The following is a 17,066-nucleotide window of genomic DNA, read 5'->3' as shown; positions in this document are numbered from 1 at the left end:
GCTCTGCTCAGGCCCGGCCGCGGCGCAGTTCCACGCCCAGGCCAAGCTCGCTGATGCGGACGGGGAGTTCGGTTTCCAGCGACGCGTTGCCCGCGATGCCGACGGCCACGGAGCGCACCCCGTCCAGGTAGCCGGAGGGCCGCCCCAGCGGGTCCTCGCCGGGGCCGTTGAACAGGTCGGAGAGCAGGAGGTTGTCGCCGCCGCCGTGGCCTCCTTCGCCGTTGACGATGGGCACCTCATATGCGGGCTCCCAGTGGCGCTGGACCACGAGGCGCTCACCGTTCCGGCGTACGGCGTCGTCTTCCTCGACGGGAGTGGCGGAGGGGTCCACCACCGTTTTCTTGTCGGTGCTGTGGACGACGGCGGCACGTTCCACCACCTCCAGCTCGGCCCTTCCTTCGGTTCCGTTGACGGCAACCCGGTAGCCCTCCCAGGGGCTGTGGGCGTTCAGGGAGTAGCTGAGCGTGGCCCCGCCGTCGTAGTCCACGGTGAGGGCCAGGTTGTCCTCGATGGTGATGCCGTCAGTGAAGACGTCCTGGTCCCGGCGGTAGCCGTCAAACTTCTCGTTGTCGTAGTACAGCCCGCGCAGCCGCTCGTCCTCGCGGAGGTCCAGGGCGAACGGGTCCCGGGTTTCCGGGGTGCTGCCTTCTGTGGTGCCGCGATCGGGCCTGGCTCCAAGGCCGCGCTCCGCGGCGTTTTTGGCGCCGTAGAACCGCAGGCCGCCCGAAGCATAGACCCGCTCGGGTACATCGTCGATCCACCAGTTCACCAGGTCGAAGTGGTGCGATGCCTTGTGGATGAGCAGCCCGCCGGAGTTTTGCTTGTCGCGGTGCCAGCGGCGGAAGTAGTCGGCGCCGTGGACCGTGTCCAGGACCCAGCTGAAGTCGATGGAGGTGACCTTGCCGATTACGCCGTCCTGGATCACCTGCTTCAGCGCGCTGTTCCGGGGCGAGTAGCGGTAGTTAAAGGTAACCACCACGTTCCGGCCGGTGGCCGCCACCGCCGAGGTGATCCGGCGGCAACCCTCGGCGTCGATGGTCAGGGGCTTTTCCACCACGACGTCGGCCCCCGCCTCGAGTGCCTCGACGATGTAGTACGCGTGGGTGTAGTCGGGCGTGGTAACGATGACACGGTCGATGGCGTTGGCCCTGATGTATTCGGTCAGGCTGCCGGGCTCGAACGAGTCCGCCGGTCCCTCCGCGCCCAGTTCCTGCATAAGCCGCTGGTAGTACTCCACACGGCCGGTATTCGCATCCGAGAGGGCCACCAGTTCGGCCACATCCGCGTGCTGGCCAAGGATTGCGCGGATGTACATTTCCGAGCGGCCCCCGGTGCCGATCAGCGCGATGCGCGACCGCTTCGTTGCTGCGGCAGTCCCCGGTTGATGCGGGCGGGCGGTGTCGACGTTGACCATGGGTGGGCCCCTTTCCAAAGGCGGTAGGCGGGCCGCTTGACGCCCTGCCCACATGAAGGAAGAATCCTGAGAAAGCGTTTTCTCGAAACGTTATAAGCTTTGTATCAAGACAGCGGCGAGCACGTCAACCGTCTTTTAGAAGCCGCACGGGCCGCGACTCAGGCCGTTGCCATCTCAGTGGCGCCGGGCTGCGGCACAGGACATAGGGAAGGAAGTTATGGCCAGGAGAACGGGCACCCGGCGCATCGGCATTGCGGACGTTGCCAGTAAGGCCGGCGTCTCGCATGCCACCGTTTCCCGCGTCATGAACGGCAATTTCACGGTGGACCCCGCCATCGCCCAGCGCGTGCGGGACGCCGCGGCGGAACTGAACTACCAGCCAAACCCGGTGGGCCGCAGCCTCGCCCTGGGGAAGACCGACACCATCGGCATCGTGGTGCCCGATCTCGCCAACCCCACGTTCCAGGCCATCCTCCGGGGGGTGAGCATGGCCGCAGCCCAAGACGGCTACCGGGTGCTGATCGCCGACTCCTCGGAAGTCTCCAGCGAGGAGGCCATTCTGGCCGGAGAGGCGCGGCGGCGCTGCGACGGCCTGGTGCTGTGCGCGCCGCGCATGGGTGACGCCGAACTCGAGGAGCTGGCGCCCTCACTACACCCCATGGTCCTGATCAACCGCAGCACCAGGGAAACCCGAGTGCCAAGCCTTGAGGTGGATTACAGCCAGGGCGTCCAGGAACTCGCCGAACATCTTGTGGGCCTGGGGCATACCAGCGTCGCGTTCCTGGCCGGTCCCGCCCGAAGCGCCTCCAACCGGGCCCGCATGGCCGGACTGGACAAGTTCCGGGCAGCGAATCCGGGCGTCGAACTCCTGATGCTTGAGGGCGGGTCCAGCTTCGAAACCGGCCATGAAGCGGTGGACGCGGTGCTGGCCAGCGGGGCCACGGGCGTCCTGGCCTTCAACGACCTCGTGGCCATGGGACTGCTCAGCGGACTGCACGAGCGCGGCGTCCGCGTCCCCGAGGACATCTCGGTCACCGGATTCGATGACATCCCCTTCGCCCGGTACACCACCCCGCCGCTCACCACCGCCGCGGTACCCATCACGGAGCTCGGCGAACGGGCCTGGCACCGGCTGCTGGCGCTCATCCGCAACGCCGAAGCCCCGGACGAGGAGAGCACCTTCCAGCCGCGGCTCGAAATCCGCGGGAGCTCCGGCCCGGCCGCAACATAGCCCGCTCCTATGGAGTTTTTGTACGGATAATGGCCGCTGAATGTCCCTGAAATCGTGACACGTGGACAAAGCTCCACGCACGATGCGGACTTAGGGCGGCGTGCGACCCTAGGGGCCGCCGTCCTTATCGCCGGGCCGGCGCCAGCAGCACGTCAACGAGCTCCGCCAGGCCGCCGGCCATGTCCACCTTCTTGTCGTACAGCCACTGCAGCTGCAGGCCGTCGAACGCGGCGATGACCAGCCGCGCGAGCGACTCTGCCCCGGCGTCGGCCCGGACCTCCCCCGCGTCCTGGCGGCGGCGGATATCGAGCGCCAGCTCCTCCACCAGCCGTGCGTACCTGTCCTGGAAGTATCCGTGGGACGCGTGGTCCGGGTCATTGGCCGTGGCCGACGCCACGGCGTAGAGCGTGGTCAGGCCCGGCTCGTTCGTGTTCCGCTCCGCCACAGAGGCCAATGCTGCCAGCCCGGACTCATCCAGGCTGCCGGTCTCCCGGCTGCGGCGGTCGCGCTCGGCAAGTACCGCCGTCAGGAGCTCCTGCTTGCCGCTGAAATAGTGGAAGAGCGTGGCCTCTTTGACGCCCACGAGCTCGGCCACGCGTTTCAGGGCCGTCCGCTCAAAGCCTTCGGTGGCAAAGACATCCGTGGCGGTTTGGATGATCTGCTCGCGGCGTTCGGCACCTTTCGCGTACTGCCCGCGGGGTTTTGAGGGCGACATTCCGCCAGTTTATTTCAACGTCCTGCTCCACCGGGGGCAGGGATGTCTGCAAAAACACAGTCCCGCTACGGGTGCGCGTGCCCCGCGTCCTTCCCCTCGAGCCCGGCTTCTTTGTAGTACCCCCTGATGTGGGCGGCAACAAGCTCGGCTGCCCGGCCGCCGTCGTCCTTCCGGATGGCGGCCAGAATCTCCCGGTGCTCTGTCCGGAGACGCGAGGCGGTGTTGTCCCAGTCCGGCAGGTTGGCGGTCAGCTGCCCGGCGTAGCCCTGGATGGCCTCGCGCAATGACCCCATCATGGCGCTGACGACGGCGTTGCCGGCGGCATCCGCCAGGGCCAGATGGAAGCGGACGTCGAGGGCCAGGAAGTCGTCGATGCCGTGGTCCTCGTCCATGTCGTCGAGCAGTGCCGCGGCGAGGTCAAGTTCGGCGGCGTCCGGCCTGGCCCGGCCCGCCGCCCAGGACTCGAGCAACACACGGGTTTCCACCACGTCCTCCACCGGCAGGTGCTGCGTGGCCACGTGCAGCCGCAGTGCGGAGCCGAGTGCCGCCGTCGGGTCCGAGATCACCACGGTCCCAGCCTCGGGGCCGGAACCCACCCCCGCCCGGACCACACCCATGGCCTCAAGGACGCGGATGGCCTCACGGACGGAGGTGCGGGAGACGCCGAGCTGCTCGGCCAGTGTCCGCTCGGCCGGAAGGCGTCCGCCGACGGCGAGCCCGCCGCCGGAGAGCTGGTCCTCGATCCACCGCAGGACAAGTTGGTGCGTGCGCATGGTCCCCATGGTACTTGATGTGGTTGGACCACATCCCTTAGAGTGTGGTTAGACCACACCGGGGAGGCTCTGGCTGTTCAGCACCTCCCGGCATGCCCACGGAGGAAAGCCATGACCCACACCATCCAGCCGAGCAACCCCGAGACCACCCCCGCCCCGGACGCAACGGACATCCCGGCCACCCGGCCCGGCACCGGCGCCGCGGGCGTCCCCGTCCCAGCCGCCGCGGGGACCGCCGCCCTGCCGGCCGCCCTGAAGCGCCGCATCCCGAAGTACTCGGACCTGGCCCCGCTGATGCAGTTCAAGAAGCCCCAGTTCAGCAAGGAAGCCCGGCTCAAGCGCGCCAGCACGGTGTGGGAACTGCGCGACATCGCCAAGCGCCGCACCCCGCAGGCCCCCTTCGACTACACGGACGGCGCGGCGGAGGGCGAGATCACCCTGCGGCGGGCCCGCGAGGCGTTCCTGGACATCGAGTTCCGCCCGGGCATCCTGCGGAATGTGTCCAGCATCGACCTGAGCACCGGCATTCTGGGCAAGCCTTCCCGGCTCCCCGTGGGCATCGCCCCCACCGGCTTCACCAGGATGATGCAGTCCGAAGGCGAATACGCCGGCTCCCAGGCCGCCGAGGCCGCGGGCATCCCCTACACGCTTTCCACGATGGGCACTGCGTCGATCGAGGACGTGGCCGCCGCGGCACCCAACGGCCGGAACTGGTTCCAGCTGTACCTCTGGACGGACCGGGACCGCTCCCTCGAACTGATCGAGCGCGCGGCCAGGGCCGGCAACGACACCCTGATGGTCACCGTTGACACGGCCGTGGCGGGGGCGCGTCTGCGTGACGTCCGCAACGGCATGACCATTCCGCCGGCGCTGACGCTGAAGACCGTGCTCGACGCCTCCTACCGCCCGGCCTGGTGGTTCAACTTCCTCACCCACGAGCCGCTCACCTTCGCCTCGCTCTCCCGGTACACGGGCACGGTGGCGGAGCTCATCAACTCCATGTTCGACCCCACCCTCACCTTCGAGGACCTGGATTGGCTGCGCGAGACCTGGAAGGGCAAGCTCGTGGTCAAGGGAATCCAGACCGTGGAGGACGCCCGCAAGGTGGTGGATCACGGCGCCGACGGCATCGTCCTGTCCAACCACGGCGGCCGCCAGCTCGACCGTGCCCCCATCCCCTTCCACCTGCTTCCCGAGGTGTCGAAGGCACTCAAGGCGGACAACAGCAATGCCGCGGTCATGCTGGACACGGGCATCATGAGCGGCGCGGACATCATCGCCGCGCTGGCCCTCGGCGCAGATTTCACGCTCATCGGCCGTGCCTACCTGTACGGGCTCATGGCGGGCGGCCGGGCCGGGGTTGACCGCGTGCTGCAGATCCTCGAGAAGGACATGGCCCGCACCATGGCCCTCCTCGGCGTCAGCAGCATCTCCGAGCTGACCCCGGACCACGTGCGGATCCTCGGCAAGTAACCTGGATCAACCCAACTGGCTCGCGGTTGTTGTCGTTCTGAGTCGTCAAAACGACAACAACTGCGAGCCATGGGAGAGGTTTACTTTTTGCGGCCGAACTTGGGCAGGTTGGCCAGCAGGTCGGCGGCCTTCGTCGCGGCGCGGCCCACGGTGCGGCCGATCTGCTGAGGGACGGTGTCGTCCTGGCCGGCGCTTCCGGCCACCTGTCCGCCGGGAACCACGACGGCGGGACTCAGCTGTCCGCTCGACGGTCGCCCGGGCGCGTGGGTTGCGGCCTCCGGCGTGCCGCCAGCGGGTGCCGCGACGGCTGCAGCGAACGCGTCCGGGACCTCGGCGGCCGGGCCGGCAGCGCCGGTCGAGGCTGCGGCGGCTGCGGTGGCGGGGCTTCCGGCACCCGCCGCCGTCCGTGCGGTGCCGGTCTGGGTTTCGTCGGCACGCTGTGCTGCGGCCTGCTGTGTTGCGGCTTCCGGTGACGCTGCGGCGGGAGCCGCGCGTCCGACGTCGAACGTCTCAAGCCAGCTGGCGACCCCCTCAAGCGGCTTGGTGTTGATCGCGTAATAGCGCTTCTGACCCTGGGCGCGCATGCTGACGAGGTCTGCTTCCCGCAGGACCTTGAGGTGTTTGGAGATGGTGGGCTGGCTCGCCGCGAGCTCCTCGACCAGCTCCCCCACAGCTTTGTCCCCCGCCTGGAGGGACACGAGAATGTCCCGCCGCGTTGCCTCAGCAATGACGGCAAATACGTCGTCTGTCACCATGAGACCCACCCTAGCGACATATACGCCTAATGGCATCTACTATTTCGCGGGCGTCAGCTCCCGTGAAGAACTAATCGAACCAGGGGTCCAGCCCGTGGAGCGGGAAGACTTCCTTGCGGGTAGCCATCACGGTGCGGTCGACGTCGTCGTTGGGGTCGAAGCCCACCTCCCACGAGCGCCACCAGACATCGGCGTCATCGCCCATGCTCTCGGGCGTGTCCACGCCGTAGCGCTCCTGCACATATGTCCGCCACGCCCCGGGCACCAGGGTCCGCAGCGGCACCGGGCGGTTCGCGGCGATGCCGATCAGGTGGCTCCAGGTCCGCGGCACCACGCCCGTGATGTGGTATCCGCCGCCGCCGGTGGCGATCCAGCGGTTTTCGCAGTACCGCGCGGCGAGATTTGCGACGGCGGCGGCGGCCTCGCGCTGTCCGTCCACGCTCACGCTGAGATGGGTCAGCGGATCGAGCCGGTGAGAGTCGCAGCCGTGCTGGCTGACGATGACCTCGGGCCCGAAGGCGCCCACGAGCTGCGGGACCACGGCGTGGAAGGCCCGCAGCCAGCCGGCGTCGCCCGTTCCCGCCGGCAGTGCCACGTTAACGGCACTCCCCAGGGCTTCGGGACCGCCGATCTCGTTGGCGAAGCCGGTGCCGGGGAAAAGGGTCATGCCGGTCTCGTGGAGGGAAATGGTGAGCACGCGGGGATCGTCCCAGAAGATGCTTTGCGTCCCGTCCCCGTGGTGCGCGTCGACGTCGATATATGCCACGCGCTGCACGCCGCCGTCGAGCAGTTTCCGCACCGCCAGGGCGGCGTCGTTGTAGACGCAAAAGCCGCTGGCGCGCTCCCTGGAGGCGTGGTGCAACCCGCCGCCGAAGTTCACAGCCCGCACGGCCGAGCCGTCCAGGATCGTACGCGCGGCGAGGAGCGAGCCGCCGGCCAGCCGGGCCGCGGCCTCGTGCATGCCGGCAAAGGCCGGATCGTCTTCGGTGCCGAGCCCGTAGGACTCGTCTGCAGCGGCAGGGTTGTCGCTGGCCCGGCGGACGGCAGCCACGAAGTCGGCGCTGTGGACGGTGGTGAGCTCGCCGTCGCCTGCCACGTCCGGGGCCGACAGTGTGACGTGGTCAAGGTCCAGCAGGCCCAGGCTCCGGGCCAGCCGGGCGGTCAGGTCCAGGCGCTCGGGCGCCATCGGGTGGCCGGGGCCGAAGTTGTACGCCGTCATGGCGGCGTCCCACACCACCGTCGTTGGCAGTGCGGGGAGGCTGAGTCCGGACTGGAATGTCATCACTCACAGGCTACCCGAGCCAGGTTCGCTCCCGACCCGGCCATTGGCCCGGGGTTTAGTGGTTTACTACTTGAGGAAGCAGAGAGTCAACCTAGGAACAGCCGCACATGACCCAAAGCCAGTCGAGGTCCAAAAGCCCGGCCAACTGGCACCCCGGAGCGCCGGAGCGCGAGGGCCTTTGGATATTCACGGGCATCCGTGACTTCATCGACGACATCGCCAACACGTCGCCGGCCCGCCTTGCCCTGAGCGCGTTCGTGGTGGTCATCCTCCTCTTCACCGGCCTCCTGTCGCTGCCCGCGTCCTCGGCAACCGGCGACTTCACCCCGATCCACCAGGCCCTCTTCACCGCCGTCTCGGCTGTCTGCGTCACGGGCCTGACCGTGGTGTCCACCGCCGTGCACTGGTCCTTCTTCGGGCAGCTCATCATTCTGATCGGCATCTTCGTCGGCGGCCTCGGCACGCTGACCCTGGCTTCGCTGCTGGCCCTGATGGTGAGCAAGAAGCTTGGTGTCCGCGGCAAGCTCATCGCCCAGGAAGCCATGAACGCCGGCCGCCTTGGCGAGGTGGGTACGCTGCTGCGCATTGTCATCACCACCTCGGTGGTCATCGAGGCCGCCCTGGCGATCGCCCTGATCCCGCGCTTCATGGTCCTCGGCGAGCCGTTCTGGCAGTCCGTCTGGCACGGCGTCTTCTATGCCATCTCGTCCTTCAACAACGCCGGCTTCACCCCGCACTCGGACGGCATCGTCCCCTACGAAACAGACCTCTGGATCCTCGTCCCCCTGATGCTGGGCGTGTTCCTGGGCAGCCTGGGCTTCCCCGTGGTCATGGTCCTGCAGCAGAACGGGCTGAACTGGCACAAGTGGAACCTGCACACGAAGCTCACCATCCAGGTCTCGTTCATCCTGCTCGCTGCCGGCACGGTGCTGTGGGCCCTCATGGAGTGGGACAACGCCCGCACCATCGGTGGCATGAGCCTGGGCGACAAGATCACGCACTCCCTTTTCGCCTCCGTTATGACCCGCTCCGGCGGCTTCAACCTGGTGGACCAGAACCAGATGGAATCCACCACCATGCTGCTGACGGACGCCCTCATGTTCGCCGGCGGTGGCTCTGCTTCAACGGCCGGCGGCATCAAGGTGACCACCATCGCCGTCATGTTCCTGGCCATCATCGCCGAAGCCCGCGGCGACGCGGACGTCAAGGTCTACGGCCGCACCATCCCCGAGGGGACCATGCGCGTGGCGATCTCGGTGATCGTGGCAGGCGCCACGCTGGTTTCCGCATCCGCGTTCCTGCTTCTGCAGATCAGCGGGGCGTCGCTGGACCGGGTGCTGTTCGAAACCATCTCGGCGTTTGCCACCGTCGGCCTGAGCACCAACCTCAGCGCCGAGCTGCCGCCGTCGGGCGTGTATGTCCTGTCCGCCCTGATGTTCGCCGGCCGCGTCGGCACCGTCACCCTCGCCGCTGCCCTGGCACTGCGCCAGCGCAGCCAGCTGTACCACTACCCGGAAGAGAGGCCCATCATTGGCTAATTCCTCAGGCGCCCCCGCCCGCCCCGCCCACAACGCACCGGTACTGGTGATCGGGCTGGGCCGCTTCGGCTCCTCCACTGCCGAGCAGCTGGTGAAGCAGGGACGCGAGGTGCTGGCCATCGAGCGCGACAGGTCCCTCGTCCAGAAGTGGGCCCCTCTCCTGACCCATGTGGTGGAGGCCGACGCCACCAACATTGACGCGCTGCGCCAGCTGGGTGCGCAGGAGTTCAGTTCTGCCGTCGTCGGCGTCGGCACGTCCATTGAGTCCTCGGTGCTCATCACCGTGAACCTGGTCGACCTCGGCATCGAGCACCTGTGGGTCAAGGCCATCACACCGTCCCACGGCAAAATCCTCACCCGCATCGGCGCCAACCACGTCATCTACCCCGAGGCCGACGCCGGCGTCCGCGCCGCGCACCTGGTCTCCGGGCGGATGCTGGACTTCATCGAGTTCGACGACGACTTCGCGATCGTCAAGATGTATCCTCCGCGTGAAACAGTAGGTTTCACGCTGGACGAGTCCAAGGTGCGGTCCAAGTACGGAGTGACCATCGTGGGCGTGAAGTCCCCGGGTGAGGACTTCACCTATGCCCGTCCCGAGACGAAGGTTTCAGCCCGCGACATGCTGATCGTCTCCGGCCACGTGGACCTGCTGGAGCGGTTCGCCGCGCGGCCGTAGTGGGCCCACGCCCGCAGGGTTCCCGGACCGAGCCTGCGGGGGCTGGGAGCAGTGCGGACTTGCGAGGTTAGGGTGCGGGTGGGGACTAGCCGAGCTGTTTGGTGATCTCGGCCGCACGGTCGGCCGCGGCGCGGGCGCCGGCGGCGATGATGGCCGGCATGCCGCGGTCATCGAACGTTGCGATGGCCCGTTCGGTGGTGCCGTTGGGGCTTGTTACGGCTTTGCGCAGGGCGCTGGGTTCGGCGCCGGGTTCGGCCAGCATGAGGCCGGCCCCCGCCACGGTTTCGCGTGCGAGCAGGAGCGCCAGCTCCTGGTCAAGGCCGAGTTCGACGCCGGCGGCGGCCATGGCCTCGGCCAGGTAAAACGCATAGGCCGGACCGGAACCGCTGATGGCGCTGAGGGCGTCCACCTGCTCCTCAGGGATTTCGACGACGGTCCCCACGGCGCCGAGGATGTCTTTCGCCCGCTGGAGCTGCTCGGGCGTGCAGTGGGTGCCGGGAGACACCGAGACCACGCCGCGGCCCAGCTTCGCGGGCGTGTTGGGCATCGTCCGGATCACCGGCTGCCCTGCGGGCAGGGCGGCTTCGAGCTGGGCGATGGAGACGGCGGCAGCAACACTGATGACGATCGCATCGGGTGACAGAGAGCCGCTGATTTCCCGGGCGAGCTCGGCGATGCCTACGGGCTTCACGCCGAGGATGACAATGCCTGCAGCCTTCGCGGCCTGCTTGTTGTTGTCAGGTTCCTCGCTGCCGGCGATGGCCGTGATGCCGGCGTGCCGTTCCGCCAGCTCCGCTGCACGTTCCGCGCGGCGGACAGTGGCCACGATCTCCATGGGATCCATGCCGCCCTCCAGCAGGCCGCCCAATATGGCCTCGTTCATTGATCCACAGCCAAGGAATGCGATTCGGTTGCTCATTGCTCCATCATTGCAGTTCGTTGCTGCGGATGCAGACGGCGTCCATTCAGCGGAGACTGCCCATTCACAGGAAGCTCACATGTTTGTTGGAGCATTCACACACTTTCAGCCCCTAACTTAGGTAATACCTCATTGAGGGTGCGAGTGATGAAGCAAGCATGGGGATGCTTGTCAGGCACCGGCGGTCTGCAGTGGTTTTGCCCATTTTTCTGCAGCAGGCTGTCGGTGTCTTTCTTTTAAAGCCCAGGTGTCCCTGCTTGCAAGAGCCTAAGGGCCTCCCAGCGGGCGTTCAGGCAGCTCCCCAGGAACACCCATACTTCCTCGCTAGAGTTCTAAACGCCTCACAGGTGCGAGTGATGGAACCGGCCCTACGGGGCCGGCGCGGCGCCGGTCGGTTGCAGAAGCATTCCCCCCAGCTTCTTCTGCGTAACCGGCCGGCGCTTACTCGTTAAGGCGGCGTCCACTCGTTAGGGCGCCGGCTCTCTTTAGGGCGCCGGTGAATCCTAAAGCGCAGGCAGAGCGGAGGCCTGCTGGATGCCCACGTGCGGGGCGGGTTCCAGCGGGCCGTCGAACACCAGCTGGTCGAGCCGCCGCAGGATGAGGCCCTCGCGCAGTGCCCATGGGCAGATCTTGATTTTCTTGTACTCAAAAAGCTCCAGCGCCGCCTCGGCCACCAGCGCACCGGCGAGGAGCTGGTTGGCGCGGGCCTCGGAGACGCCCGGCAGGTGGAGCCGATCCTCGGACTTCATGGCGGAAATCCGCTGCGCCCAGATGCCCAGGTCGGTGCGGTTCAGGTCGCGCTTCACGTAGGGCCCGGCGGCGCTGGGGGCTGCCCCGGCGATCCGCGCCAGGGAACGGAAGGTCTTGGAGGTGCCCGCCACGACGTTCGCCCTGCCCACCTCGTTGAAGCCGCGGACCACCGGCTTGAGGGTGGCCCGGATGTAGCGGCGCAGTTCCTTGACGCTCTTCGCGGACGGCGGGTCCTCATGCAGCCAGTCCCGGGTCAGCCGGCTCGCGCCGAGGGGCACGGACGTGGCCAGTTCCGGGAGCTCGTCCTGCCCGAGCGCCATTTCAAACGAACCGCCGCCGATGTCGAAGTTCAGGACGGTGCCGGCGGCCCAGCCATACCAGCGTCGGACGGCGAAGAAGGTCATGGACGCTTCCTCGCTGCCCGTGAGCTCCTGCAGCGTCACCGTGGTTTCGTGCTTGACCCGGGCCAGGACCGCGGGCCCGTTGGTGGCCTCGCGGATGGCCGATGTACAGAAAGCCAGCAGGTCTTCGGCCTTGTGGCGGGCCGCGAACTCCCAGGCCTCCAGCACGAACTCCGTGAGCTCGTGCTGGCCGGCGTCCGTGATGTTGCCGTCCGCATCGAGGTACTGCACCAGCGACAGGGGCCGCTTGTGCGAGGCGAATGGCACAGGCCGTGCGCCGGGGTGGGCGTCCACCAGCAGGAGGTGGACAGTGTTGGAACCGATGTCGAGGACGCCTAGCCGCATCCTGCCATTATTCCTCCCGCCGGCACAGCGGACGCAACCCGACGCTTACATTGCGCAAATCCACATTGCGCCCATCGGCTTGCTGTCCGCGCTGCCCCGCCTTGTCCGCCGGGATTCCGGAGAGCCGGCCGGAGTTACTCGCCTTCCAGCCCTGCGGGGTTGGGGTCCACCTCGTCGGCGCGCTTGAAGTCGCGCTTGATGTTGGCGATGCCTTCGGGATTGATCTCGAAACCATAGGCCGCGCCGGGGTTGATCACCATGCCGAGCTCATCGCCGATGTTGGCGATGATCGCCGCGCCCTGTGTGCCGAGCACGTTGGGGGCGGCCTCGAGGTACTGGGCGTCCACCCGGCTGGGGTGCGAGAACACGGCAAGGACCGGCTGGCCGTCCGCGTTGCCCAGCACGAGCGGCTCGACCTGGGAGTCCTCGCCCTCGAGCGTGTCGGAGCTGATGATGTAGACCTCGTTGTTGAGGAACGACAGGATGACGTCCACCGGGTCGGCGTCCGGATGGCCGCCCCGGGCCAGCTTCTCCTCGAGGTCGTTCAGCGGCGTGGTGTCTGCGGGTTCCGGCTGTTCAGTCATGTATCTACTCGACCACGATGCCGGGCGCGAAGCAATTCGTCCCCTGCCGCACCCCGTTACTTCTTCGCCGCAGCCTTCTTTGCCGGGGCCTTGCGCGTGGTGGTGCGCTTGACCGGGCCCTTGGCCCGCTTTTCGGCCAGAAGTTCGACGGCGCGTTCCCGGGTCAGTTCCTCCAGTGACGTGCTGCGGGGCACCGTGATGTTGGTGATGCCGTCGGTGATGTACGGACCGAAGCGGCCCTCCTTCACCACGATGTTCTTCTCCGACACCGGGTCCGGACCGAATTCGGCCAGCGGCGGCACGGCCGCGCGGGCACCGCGCTGCTTGGGCTGGGAGTAGATCTCCAATGCCTGTTCCAGCGTGATGGTGAAGATTTCCTCTTCCGAGCCGATGGACCGCGAGTCCGTGCCCTTCTTCAGGTACGGCCCGAAACGGCCGTTCTGCACCGTGATCGGGTTGCCCTCGGCGTCCTCACCGAGCACGCGCGGAAGGCTCATCAGCTGCAGCGCCTCGTCCAGGGTCACAGATTCCACGGTCATGGATTTGAACAGCGAACCGGTGCGCGGCTTGGCCTTGACGGGCTTCTTCGGCGGCTTGGGCTTGCCGTTCTTGTAGTACTCCACGGGCAGGCTGGCCAGCTGATCCTCGGTCATCTCGGGGATAATCTCGGTGACATAGGCGCCGTACCGGCCGTTCTTGGCTACAACCGTGTGCCCGGTGTGCGGGTCGGCGCCCAGGACCCGTTCCTCGGGAGCCGCGGTTTCCATGAGCTCCACGGCCTTCTCGGCCGTCAGCTCGTCCGGGGCAAGATCGTCCGGGACGTTGGCGCGGGCGGACTCCACCACTTCGCCGGTCTTGGGGTCCACAGTGGGCAGCGAGCTCTCCAGGTACGGCCCGAACTTGCCGACCCGCAGCGTGATGCCGTCGGCGATGGGCACGGAGTTGATCTCCCGGGCGTCGATCTCACCCAGGTTGTTCACGATGCTCAGCAGGCCGGGATCGGTGTCCTCGCCGTAGTAGAAATGCTTGAGCCAGGCGGCACCCACGGCCTGGCCGTTGGCGATCTTGTCCAGGTCGCCTTCCATGTCGGCAGTGAACTCGTAATCCACATAATCCGTGAAGTGCTGTTCGAGGAGCCGCACCACGGAGAAGGCGATCCAGCTCGGCACCAAGGCAGAGCCCTGCTTCCGCACGTAGCCGCGGTCCTGGATAGTGGAGATCGTGGAGGCGTAGGTCGACGGGCGTCCGATGCCCTTCTTCTCCAGCTCGGCCGTCAGGGAAGCTTCCGTGTAGCGCGGCGGCGGCGATGTCTCGTGGCCGACGGCGACGATCTCCGAGGCGGTCAGCCCGTCACCCTTGGCGACGTTCGGCAGCCGGCGGCCCTCGTCGGAATCGTCGTCGCCGCGGCTTTCGTCCTTGCCTTCCTCGTAGGCGGCCAGGAAGCCGGGGAACGTGATGACCGTGCCGGAGGCGGAGAATTCGGCGTCGCGACCGTCGGAGGCCACCGCACCCAGCCGGATGGTGGCCGTGGAGCCCTTGGCATCGGCCATCTGGGACGCGACGGTGCGCTTCCAGATCAGCTCGTACAGCCGGAACTCGTCACCGCTGAGCTGCTGGGCAACCTGTGCCGGGGTGCGGAAGGAGTCACCGGCGGGACGGATGGCCTCGTGGGCCTCCTGCGCGTTCGCGGCCTTGCTGGTGTAGACGCGCGGCGACTGCGGCACGTATTCGGGGCCGTACAGCTCGGAAGCCTGGCGGCGGGCGGCCGTCACGGCCTCGTCGCTCAGCGCCGAGGAGTCCGTACGCATATACGTGATGTAGCCGTTCTCGTACAGCCGCTGGGCGATCTGCATGGTGCTCTTGGACGAGAACCGCAGCTTGCGGCCGGCCTCCTGCTGCAGCGTGGAGGTGGTGAACGGCGCCGCCGGGCGGCGCGTGTACGGCTTGGTGTCCACCGAGCGGACGCGGAAATCGGCGTCCTGCAGGGCGGCCGCCAGGGAGGTGGCGAGTTCCTCGTTCAGGTGCGCCACATTGCGCGAGGTGAGTTCGCCGTCGTCGTTAAAATCCCGGCCGGTGGCGACCTTGGCGCCGTCAACGGCGGCGAGCTTCGCCTTGAAGGAGCCGGCGTCCGCCCCGAACTGCCCGGTGAGGTCCCAGTAGGACGCGGCCTTGAACGCCATGCGCTCCCGTTCGCGGTCCACCACCATGCGGGTGACAACGGACTGCACGCGGCCGGCGGACAGTCCGCGCGCCACTTTGCGCCACAGCACCGGGGAGATCTCGTAGCCGTAAAGGCGGTCCAGGATGCGGCGGGTTTCCTGGGCGTCTACCAGGGCGGCATCGACGTCACGCAGGTTGTCCATGGCCCGGTGGATGGCTTCCTTGGTGATTTCGCCGAAGGTCATCCGGTACACGGGAACCTTGGGCTTCAGGACCTCCAGGAGGTGCCACGCGATGGCTTCGCCCTCGCGGTCCCCATCGGTTGCGAGATAGAGCGCGTCGGCGTCTTTGAGCTGGGCCTTGAGCTCGGCCACCTTTTTCTTCTTGTCCGGGGAGACGACGTAGTAGGGCTTGAAGTCGTTTTCGACGTCGACGGCGAACTTGCCCAGGGAGGTTTTCTTCAGGTCCGCGGGGAGCTCGGACGGCTGCGGCAGGTCGCGGATGTGACCGATGGAGGCCTCAACGATGAAGCCCTCGCCCAGGTACTTGGCGATGGTCTTGCTCTTGGCCGGAGACTCCACAATCACGAGTTTCTTGCCGGTTTTGGCCTTGCTTGGCACAGTGCTCCTACAGAAAAAGATTGCTCGGGCAGATCAGCCCATATTGGCCTAGTTCACCATATTTTGCAGAATTCTGCGCTGTCATGTGGAAAACGGTGGCCCCCGTCACGGCTCCGGCAGCGTGCGGTCATCGGGAATCATGGACCACATGGTGGCAATCCGCTCGGCACCCGGCGGAATGCTGGTGGGATCCTCCAGTTCATAGCCCCGGAGCAGCTCAAAGACCCTTTCCGTCAGCTCGCCGCGTTGTTCTGCCGTGAGGTAAAGGAGGTTGCTGGCGAGCAGCACAGCCGGCGGCGCCTCCTCCGCCCCGCCGCGCTGGCGATGTTCGTCCCGGGCGCGGGCGTAGGCGCTGGCCCGGCGCCGGAACGCATCAAGTTCGATGTCGATCACGGCAAAGTCCGGGCCGGCCACAGCGCCGCCCGAGTTGATCGCAAAGTCCGTGCCCGCCGCTTTCCACCGGCGTTCACGGGCATCGTCCGACGCCTCGGCCGGAACCACGATGCCCCACTTCTGCAGCGCGCGGAGGTGGTAGCTCATGGCACTGGGAGTGAGTCCGGTCTGCTGCGCGAGTTCGGTTGCTGTCCGGCTGGACTGTGTGGAGTACAGCTCGGAGATGACCTCCAGCCGGGCGGCATGGGCCAGCGCGCGGATCGCTTTGGGATCGGTGATTTCCACCTTCTTTTCCGGCCGGTTCCTGCGCCGCGGCGCACCCGCAGGTTCGGGTCCCGCCGCAGCCGCGGATTCCGGTTCCGGCGCGGCCGCTTCAACCGCGGCCGCAGGGGTTTCCGGCGGCTCCGGCGACGGCCTGTCAGTCCTCATTTCTTCAGTCTACGCAGGCGGCCAGGGCTCTGAAAGAAGTGCTTGATATCCGCCCGCCGCAGCCGTTCGGTTTGCCCCGGAATTAGTAAGCATGCTTTGCTTACTTCCGTAAGCAGACCTCCCGCAAGCAGTTTCGCGGCGGGGCGGCCACCGATGGCAGCCCCGTGAAAAGCCCAAAGGAAGACCATGATTACCCTCGACGAAGACATATTGACGCCGGCGTCCCAGCCCGCCGGCCACTTGGCGGACGCCAGCCTGGAAACGGGCGCAGCCCCCCGCAACTCGCTGCTGGCCGGCACCGGCGCCCCGCGGCACTGCCGGCGGCCCATGAAGCGGCTGGATCAGGAATTCTCCCTGGAAATGGCCATCAGGGTGGATGGCCAGCGCCTGATCCGCTCGATGAAGGCCGTGGGCGCAGCCGACGCCGTGACCTACCGCTGCATGTGCGGCTTCACCATCGACGTGCCCGCTCCCGGAATGCAGCGCGCCCACATTAACTGACTCCTTAACTGACACCGTCCAGCGCGAACGGACAGTTGTGGCCCCAGATCCGCAGGGATTTGGGGCCGCCCCCATCATCGAGACGATGCACGACACCCCGGACC

15 protein-coding genes are annotated in these 17,066 nt (G+C 67.2%); 5 read left to right on the top strand and 10 right to left on the bottom strand.

What is annotated here, in order from left to right; genetic code table 11:
- Nucleotides 1-7: 7 nt before the first annotated feature.
- Nucleotides 8-1,414, bottom strand: a complete 1,407-nt coding sequence (locus ACFTR6_RS08025) for a Gfo/Idh/MocA family protein (protein WP_377957507.1) — start codon at nucleotides 1,412-1,414, stop codon at nucleotides 8-10.
- A 217-nt stretch (nucleotides 1,415-1,631) separates the two neighbouring features.
- Between ACFTR6_RS08025 and ACFTR6_RS08020 the strand changes: the two genes are divergently transcribed.
- A complete protein-coding gene (locus ACFTR6_RS08020; RefSeq protein ID WP_076800488.1) occupies nucleotides 1,632-2,645 on the top strand; it encodes a LacI family DNA-binding transcriptional regulator in 1,014 nt (337 codons plus the stop codon).
- A gap of 124 nt (nucleotides 2,646-2,769) precedes the next feature.
- Here the strand turns inward: ACFTR6_RS08020 and ACFTR6_RS08015 are convergent, their stop codons facing one another.
- Together ACFTR6_RS08015 and ACFTR6_RS08010 are read right to left on the bottom strand one after the other, a co-directional pair.
- Nucleotides 2,770-3,360 carry a TetR/AcrR family transcriptional regulator gene (locus tag ACFTR6_RS08015; RefSeq protein ID WP_377957506.1) on the bottom strand — a complete coding sequence of 197 codons (591 nt, stop codon included), beginning with the start codon at nucleotides 3,358-3,360 and terminating at the stop codon, nucleotides 2,770-2,772.
- 65 nt (nucleotides 3,361-3,425) lie between these two features.
- Entirely contained in the window at nucleotides 3,426-4,133 is a 708-nt protein-coding gene (locus tag ACFTR6_RS08010; RefSeq protein WP_377957505.1) for a FadR/GntR family transcriptional regulator, read from the bottom strand.
- Between the two features lie 111 nt (nucleotides 4,134-4,244).
- Here ACFTR6_RS08010 and ACFTR6_RS08005 point away from each other — a divergent pair, with 111 nt between their 5' ends.
- Complete coding sequence (locus ACFTR6_RS08005; protein ID WP_377957504.1) at nucleotides 4,245-5,606, top strand: alpha-hydroxy-acid oxidizing protein; 1,362 nt, start codon at nucleotides 4,245-4,247, stop codon at nucleotides 5,604-5,606.
- An 80-nt stretch (nucleotides 5,607-5,686) separates the two neighbouring features.
- Here the strand turns inward: ACFTR6_RS08005 and ACFTR6_RS08000 are convergent, their stop codons facing one another.
- Complete coding sequence (locus ACFTR6_RS08000; RefSeq protein ID WP_377957503.1) at nucleotides 5,687-6,361, bottom strand: ArsR/SmtB family transcription factor; 675 nt, start codon at nucleotides 6,359-6,361, stop codon at nucleotides 5,687-5,689.
- A gap of 70 nt (nucleotides 6,362-6,431) precedes the next feature.
- The gene (locus ACFTR6_RS07995) at nucleotides 6,432-7,643 is read right to left on the bottom strand and encodes an acetoin utilization protein AcuC (RefSeq protein ID WP_377957502.1); all 1,212 of its coding nucleotides are present in this window, start codon (nucleotides 7,641-7,643) and stop codon (nucleotides 6,432-6,434) included.
- A 107-nt stretch (nucleotides 7,644-7,750) separates the two neighbouring features.
- On the opposite strand from ACFTR6_RS07995, the gene ACFTR6_RS07990 reads away from it, so the two are divergent.
- The gene (locus ACFTR6_RS07990) at nucleotides 7,751-9,181 is read left to right on the top strand and encodes a TrkH family potassium uptake protein (RefSeq protein ID WP_377957501.1); all 1,431 of its coding nucleotides are present in this window, start codon (nucleotides 7,751-7,753) and stop codon (nucleotides 9,179-9,181) included.
- Nucleotides 9,174-9,860 carry a TrkA family potassium uptake protein gene (locus ACFTR6_RS07985; protein ID WP_076800477.1) on the top strand — a complete coding sequence of 229 codons (687 nt, stop codon included), beginning with the start codon at nucleotides 9,174-9,176 and terminating at the stop codon, nucleotides 9,858-9,860. Before ACFTR6_RS07990 ends, ACFTR6_RS07985 begins: the two co-directional genes overlap by 8 nt.
- 85 nt (nucleotides 9,861-9,945) lie before the next feature.
- Here ACFTR6_RS07985 and proC read toward each other — a convergent pair whose 3' ends face one another.
- The 5 genes from proC to ACFTR6_RS07960 all read right to left on the bottom strand — a co-directional run bounded on the left by proC (nucleotide 9,946) and on the right by ACFTR6_RS07960 (nucleotide 16,461).
- Complete coding sequence (gene proC, locus ACFTR6_RS07980; RefSeq protein ID WP_377957500.1) at nucleotides 9,946-10,779, bottom strand: pyrroline-5-carboxylate reductase; 834 nt, start codon at nucleotides 10,777-10,779, stop codon at nucleotides 9,946-9,948.
- A gap of 503 nt (nucleotides 10,780-11,282) precedes the next feature.
- On the bottom strand, nucleotides 11,283-12,275 hold the full coding sequence (locus tag ACFTR6_RS07975) for a Ppx/GppA phosphatase family protein (protein WP_377957499.1): 993 nt from the start codon (nucleotides 12,273-12,275) through the stop codon (nucleotides 11,283-11,285).
- 134 nt (nucleotides 12,276-12,409) lie between these two features.
- Complete coding sequence (locus ACFTR6_RS07970) at nucleotides 12,410-12,859, bottom strand: SseB family protein (RefSeq protein ID WP_076800471.1); 450 nt, start codon at nucleotides 12,857-12,859, stop codon at nucleotides 12,410-12,412.
- A 56-nt stretch (nucleotides 12,860-12,915) separates the two neighbouring features.
- Nucleotides 12,916-15,639: a type I DNA topoisomerase gene (topA, locus tag ACFTR6_RS07965; RefSeq protein WP_377957498.1), complete on the bottom strand. Its 2,724-nt coding sequence runs from the start codon at nucleotides 15,637-15,639 to the stop codon at nucleotides 12,916-12,918.
- Between the two features lie 105 nt (nucleotides 15,640-15,744).
- Nucleotides 15,745-16,461, bottom strand: coding sequence for an ArsR/SmtB family transcription factor (locus tag ACFTR6_RS07960; protein WP_377957497.1), 717 nt, complete (start codon nucleotides 16,459-16,461; stop codon nucleotides 15,745-15,747).
- A 186-nt stretch (nucleotides 16,462-16,647) separates the two neighbouring features.
- Between ACFTR6_RS07960 and ACFTR6_RS07955 the strand changes: the two genes are divergently transcribed.
- Nucleotides 16,648-16,962, top strand: coding sequence for a hypothetical protein (locus tag ACFTR6_RS07955; RefSeq protein WP_377957496.1), 315 nt, complete (start codon nucleotides 16,648-16,650; stop codon nucleotides 16,960-16,962).
- Nucleotides 16,963-17,066: the final 104 nt, after the last annotated feature.

It is taken from the genome of Arthrobacter sp. NPDC057009 (assembly GCF_042673905.1).
Classification (GTDB): Bacteria; Actinomycetota; Actinomycetes; order Actinomycetales; family Micrococcaceae; genus Arthrobacter.
Note: the sequence above shows the minus strand (reverse complement) of the source record. Positions and strands in the feature narration are given on the sequence as shown.

Bases quoted from the DNA above. Each gene is read 5' to 3' on its own strand.
- proC (WP_377957500.1), bottom strand. From the start codon at position 10,779: ATGAGCAACCGAATCGCATTCCTTGGCTGTGGATCAATGAACGAGGCC.
- ACFTR6_RS08010 (WP_377957505.1), bottom strand. From the start codon at position 4,133: ATGCGCACGCACCAACTTGTCCTGCGGTGGATCGAGGACCAGCTCTCC.
- ACFTR6_RS07960 (WP_377957497.1), bottom strand. From the start codon at position 16,461: ATGAGGACTGACAGGCCGTCGCCGGAGCCGCCGGAAACCCCTGCGGCC.
- ACFTR6_RS07990 (WP_377957501.1), top strand. From the start codon at position 7,751: ATGACCCAAAGCCAGTCGAGGTCCAAAAGCCCGGCCAACTGGCACCCC.
- ACFTR6_RS08000 (WP_377957503.1), bottom strand. From the start codon at position 6,361: ATGGTGACAGACGACGTATTTGCCGTCATTGCTGAGGCAACGCGGCGG.
- ACFTR6_RS07970 (WP_076800471.1), bottom strand. From the start codon at position 12,859: ATGACTGAACAGCCGGAACCCGCAGACACCACGCCGCTGAACGACCTC.
- ACFTR6_RS08015 (WP_377957506.1), bottom strand. From the start codon at position 3,360: ATGTCGCCCTCAAAACCCCGCGGGCAGTACGCGAAAGGTGCCGAACGC.
- ACFTR6_RS07995 (WP_377957502.1), bottom strand. From the start codon at position 7,643: ATGACATTCCAGTCCGGACTCAGCCTCCCCGCACTGCCAACGACGGTG.
- ACFTR6_RS08025 (WP_377957507.1), bottom strand. From the start codon at position 1,414: ATGGTCAACGTCGACACCGCCCGCCCGCATCAACCGGGGACTGCCGCA.
- ACFTR6_RS07955 (WP_377957496.1), top strand. From the start codon at position 16,648: ATGATTACCCTCGACGAAGACATATTGACGCCGGCGTCCCAGCCCGCC.
- ACFTR6_RS07975 (WP_377957499.1), bottom strand. From the start codon at position 12,275: ATGCGGCTAGGCGTCCTCGACATCGGTTCCAACACTGTCCACCTCCTG.
- ACFTR6_RS08020 (WP_076800488.1), top strand. From the start codon at position 1,632: ATGGCCAGGAGAACGGGCACCCGGCGCATCGGCATTGCGGACGTTGCC.
- ACFTR6_RS08005 (WP_377957504.1), top strand. From the start codon at position 4,245: ATGACCCACACCATCCAGCCGAGCAACCCCGAGACCACCCCCGCCCCG.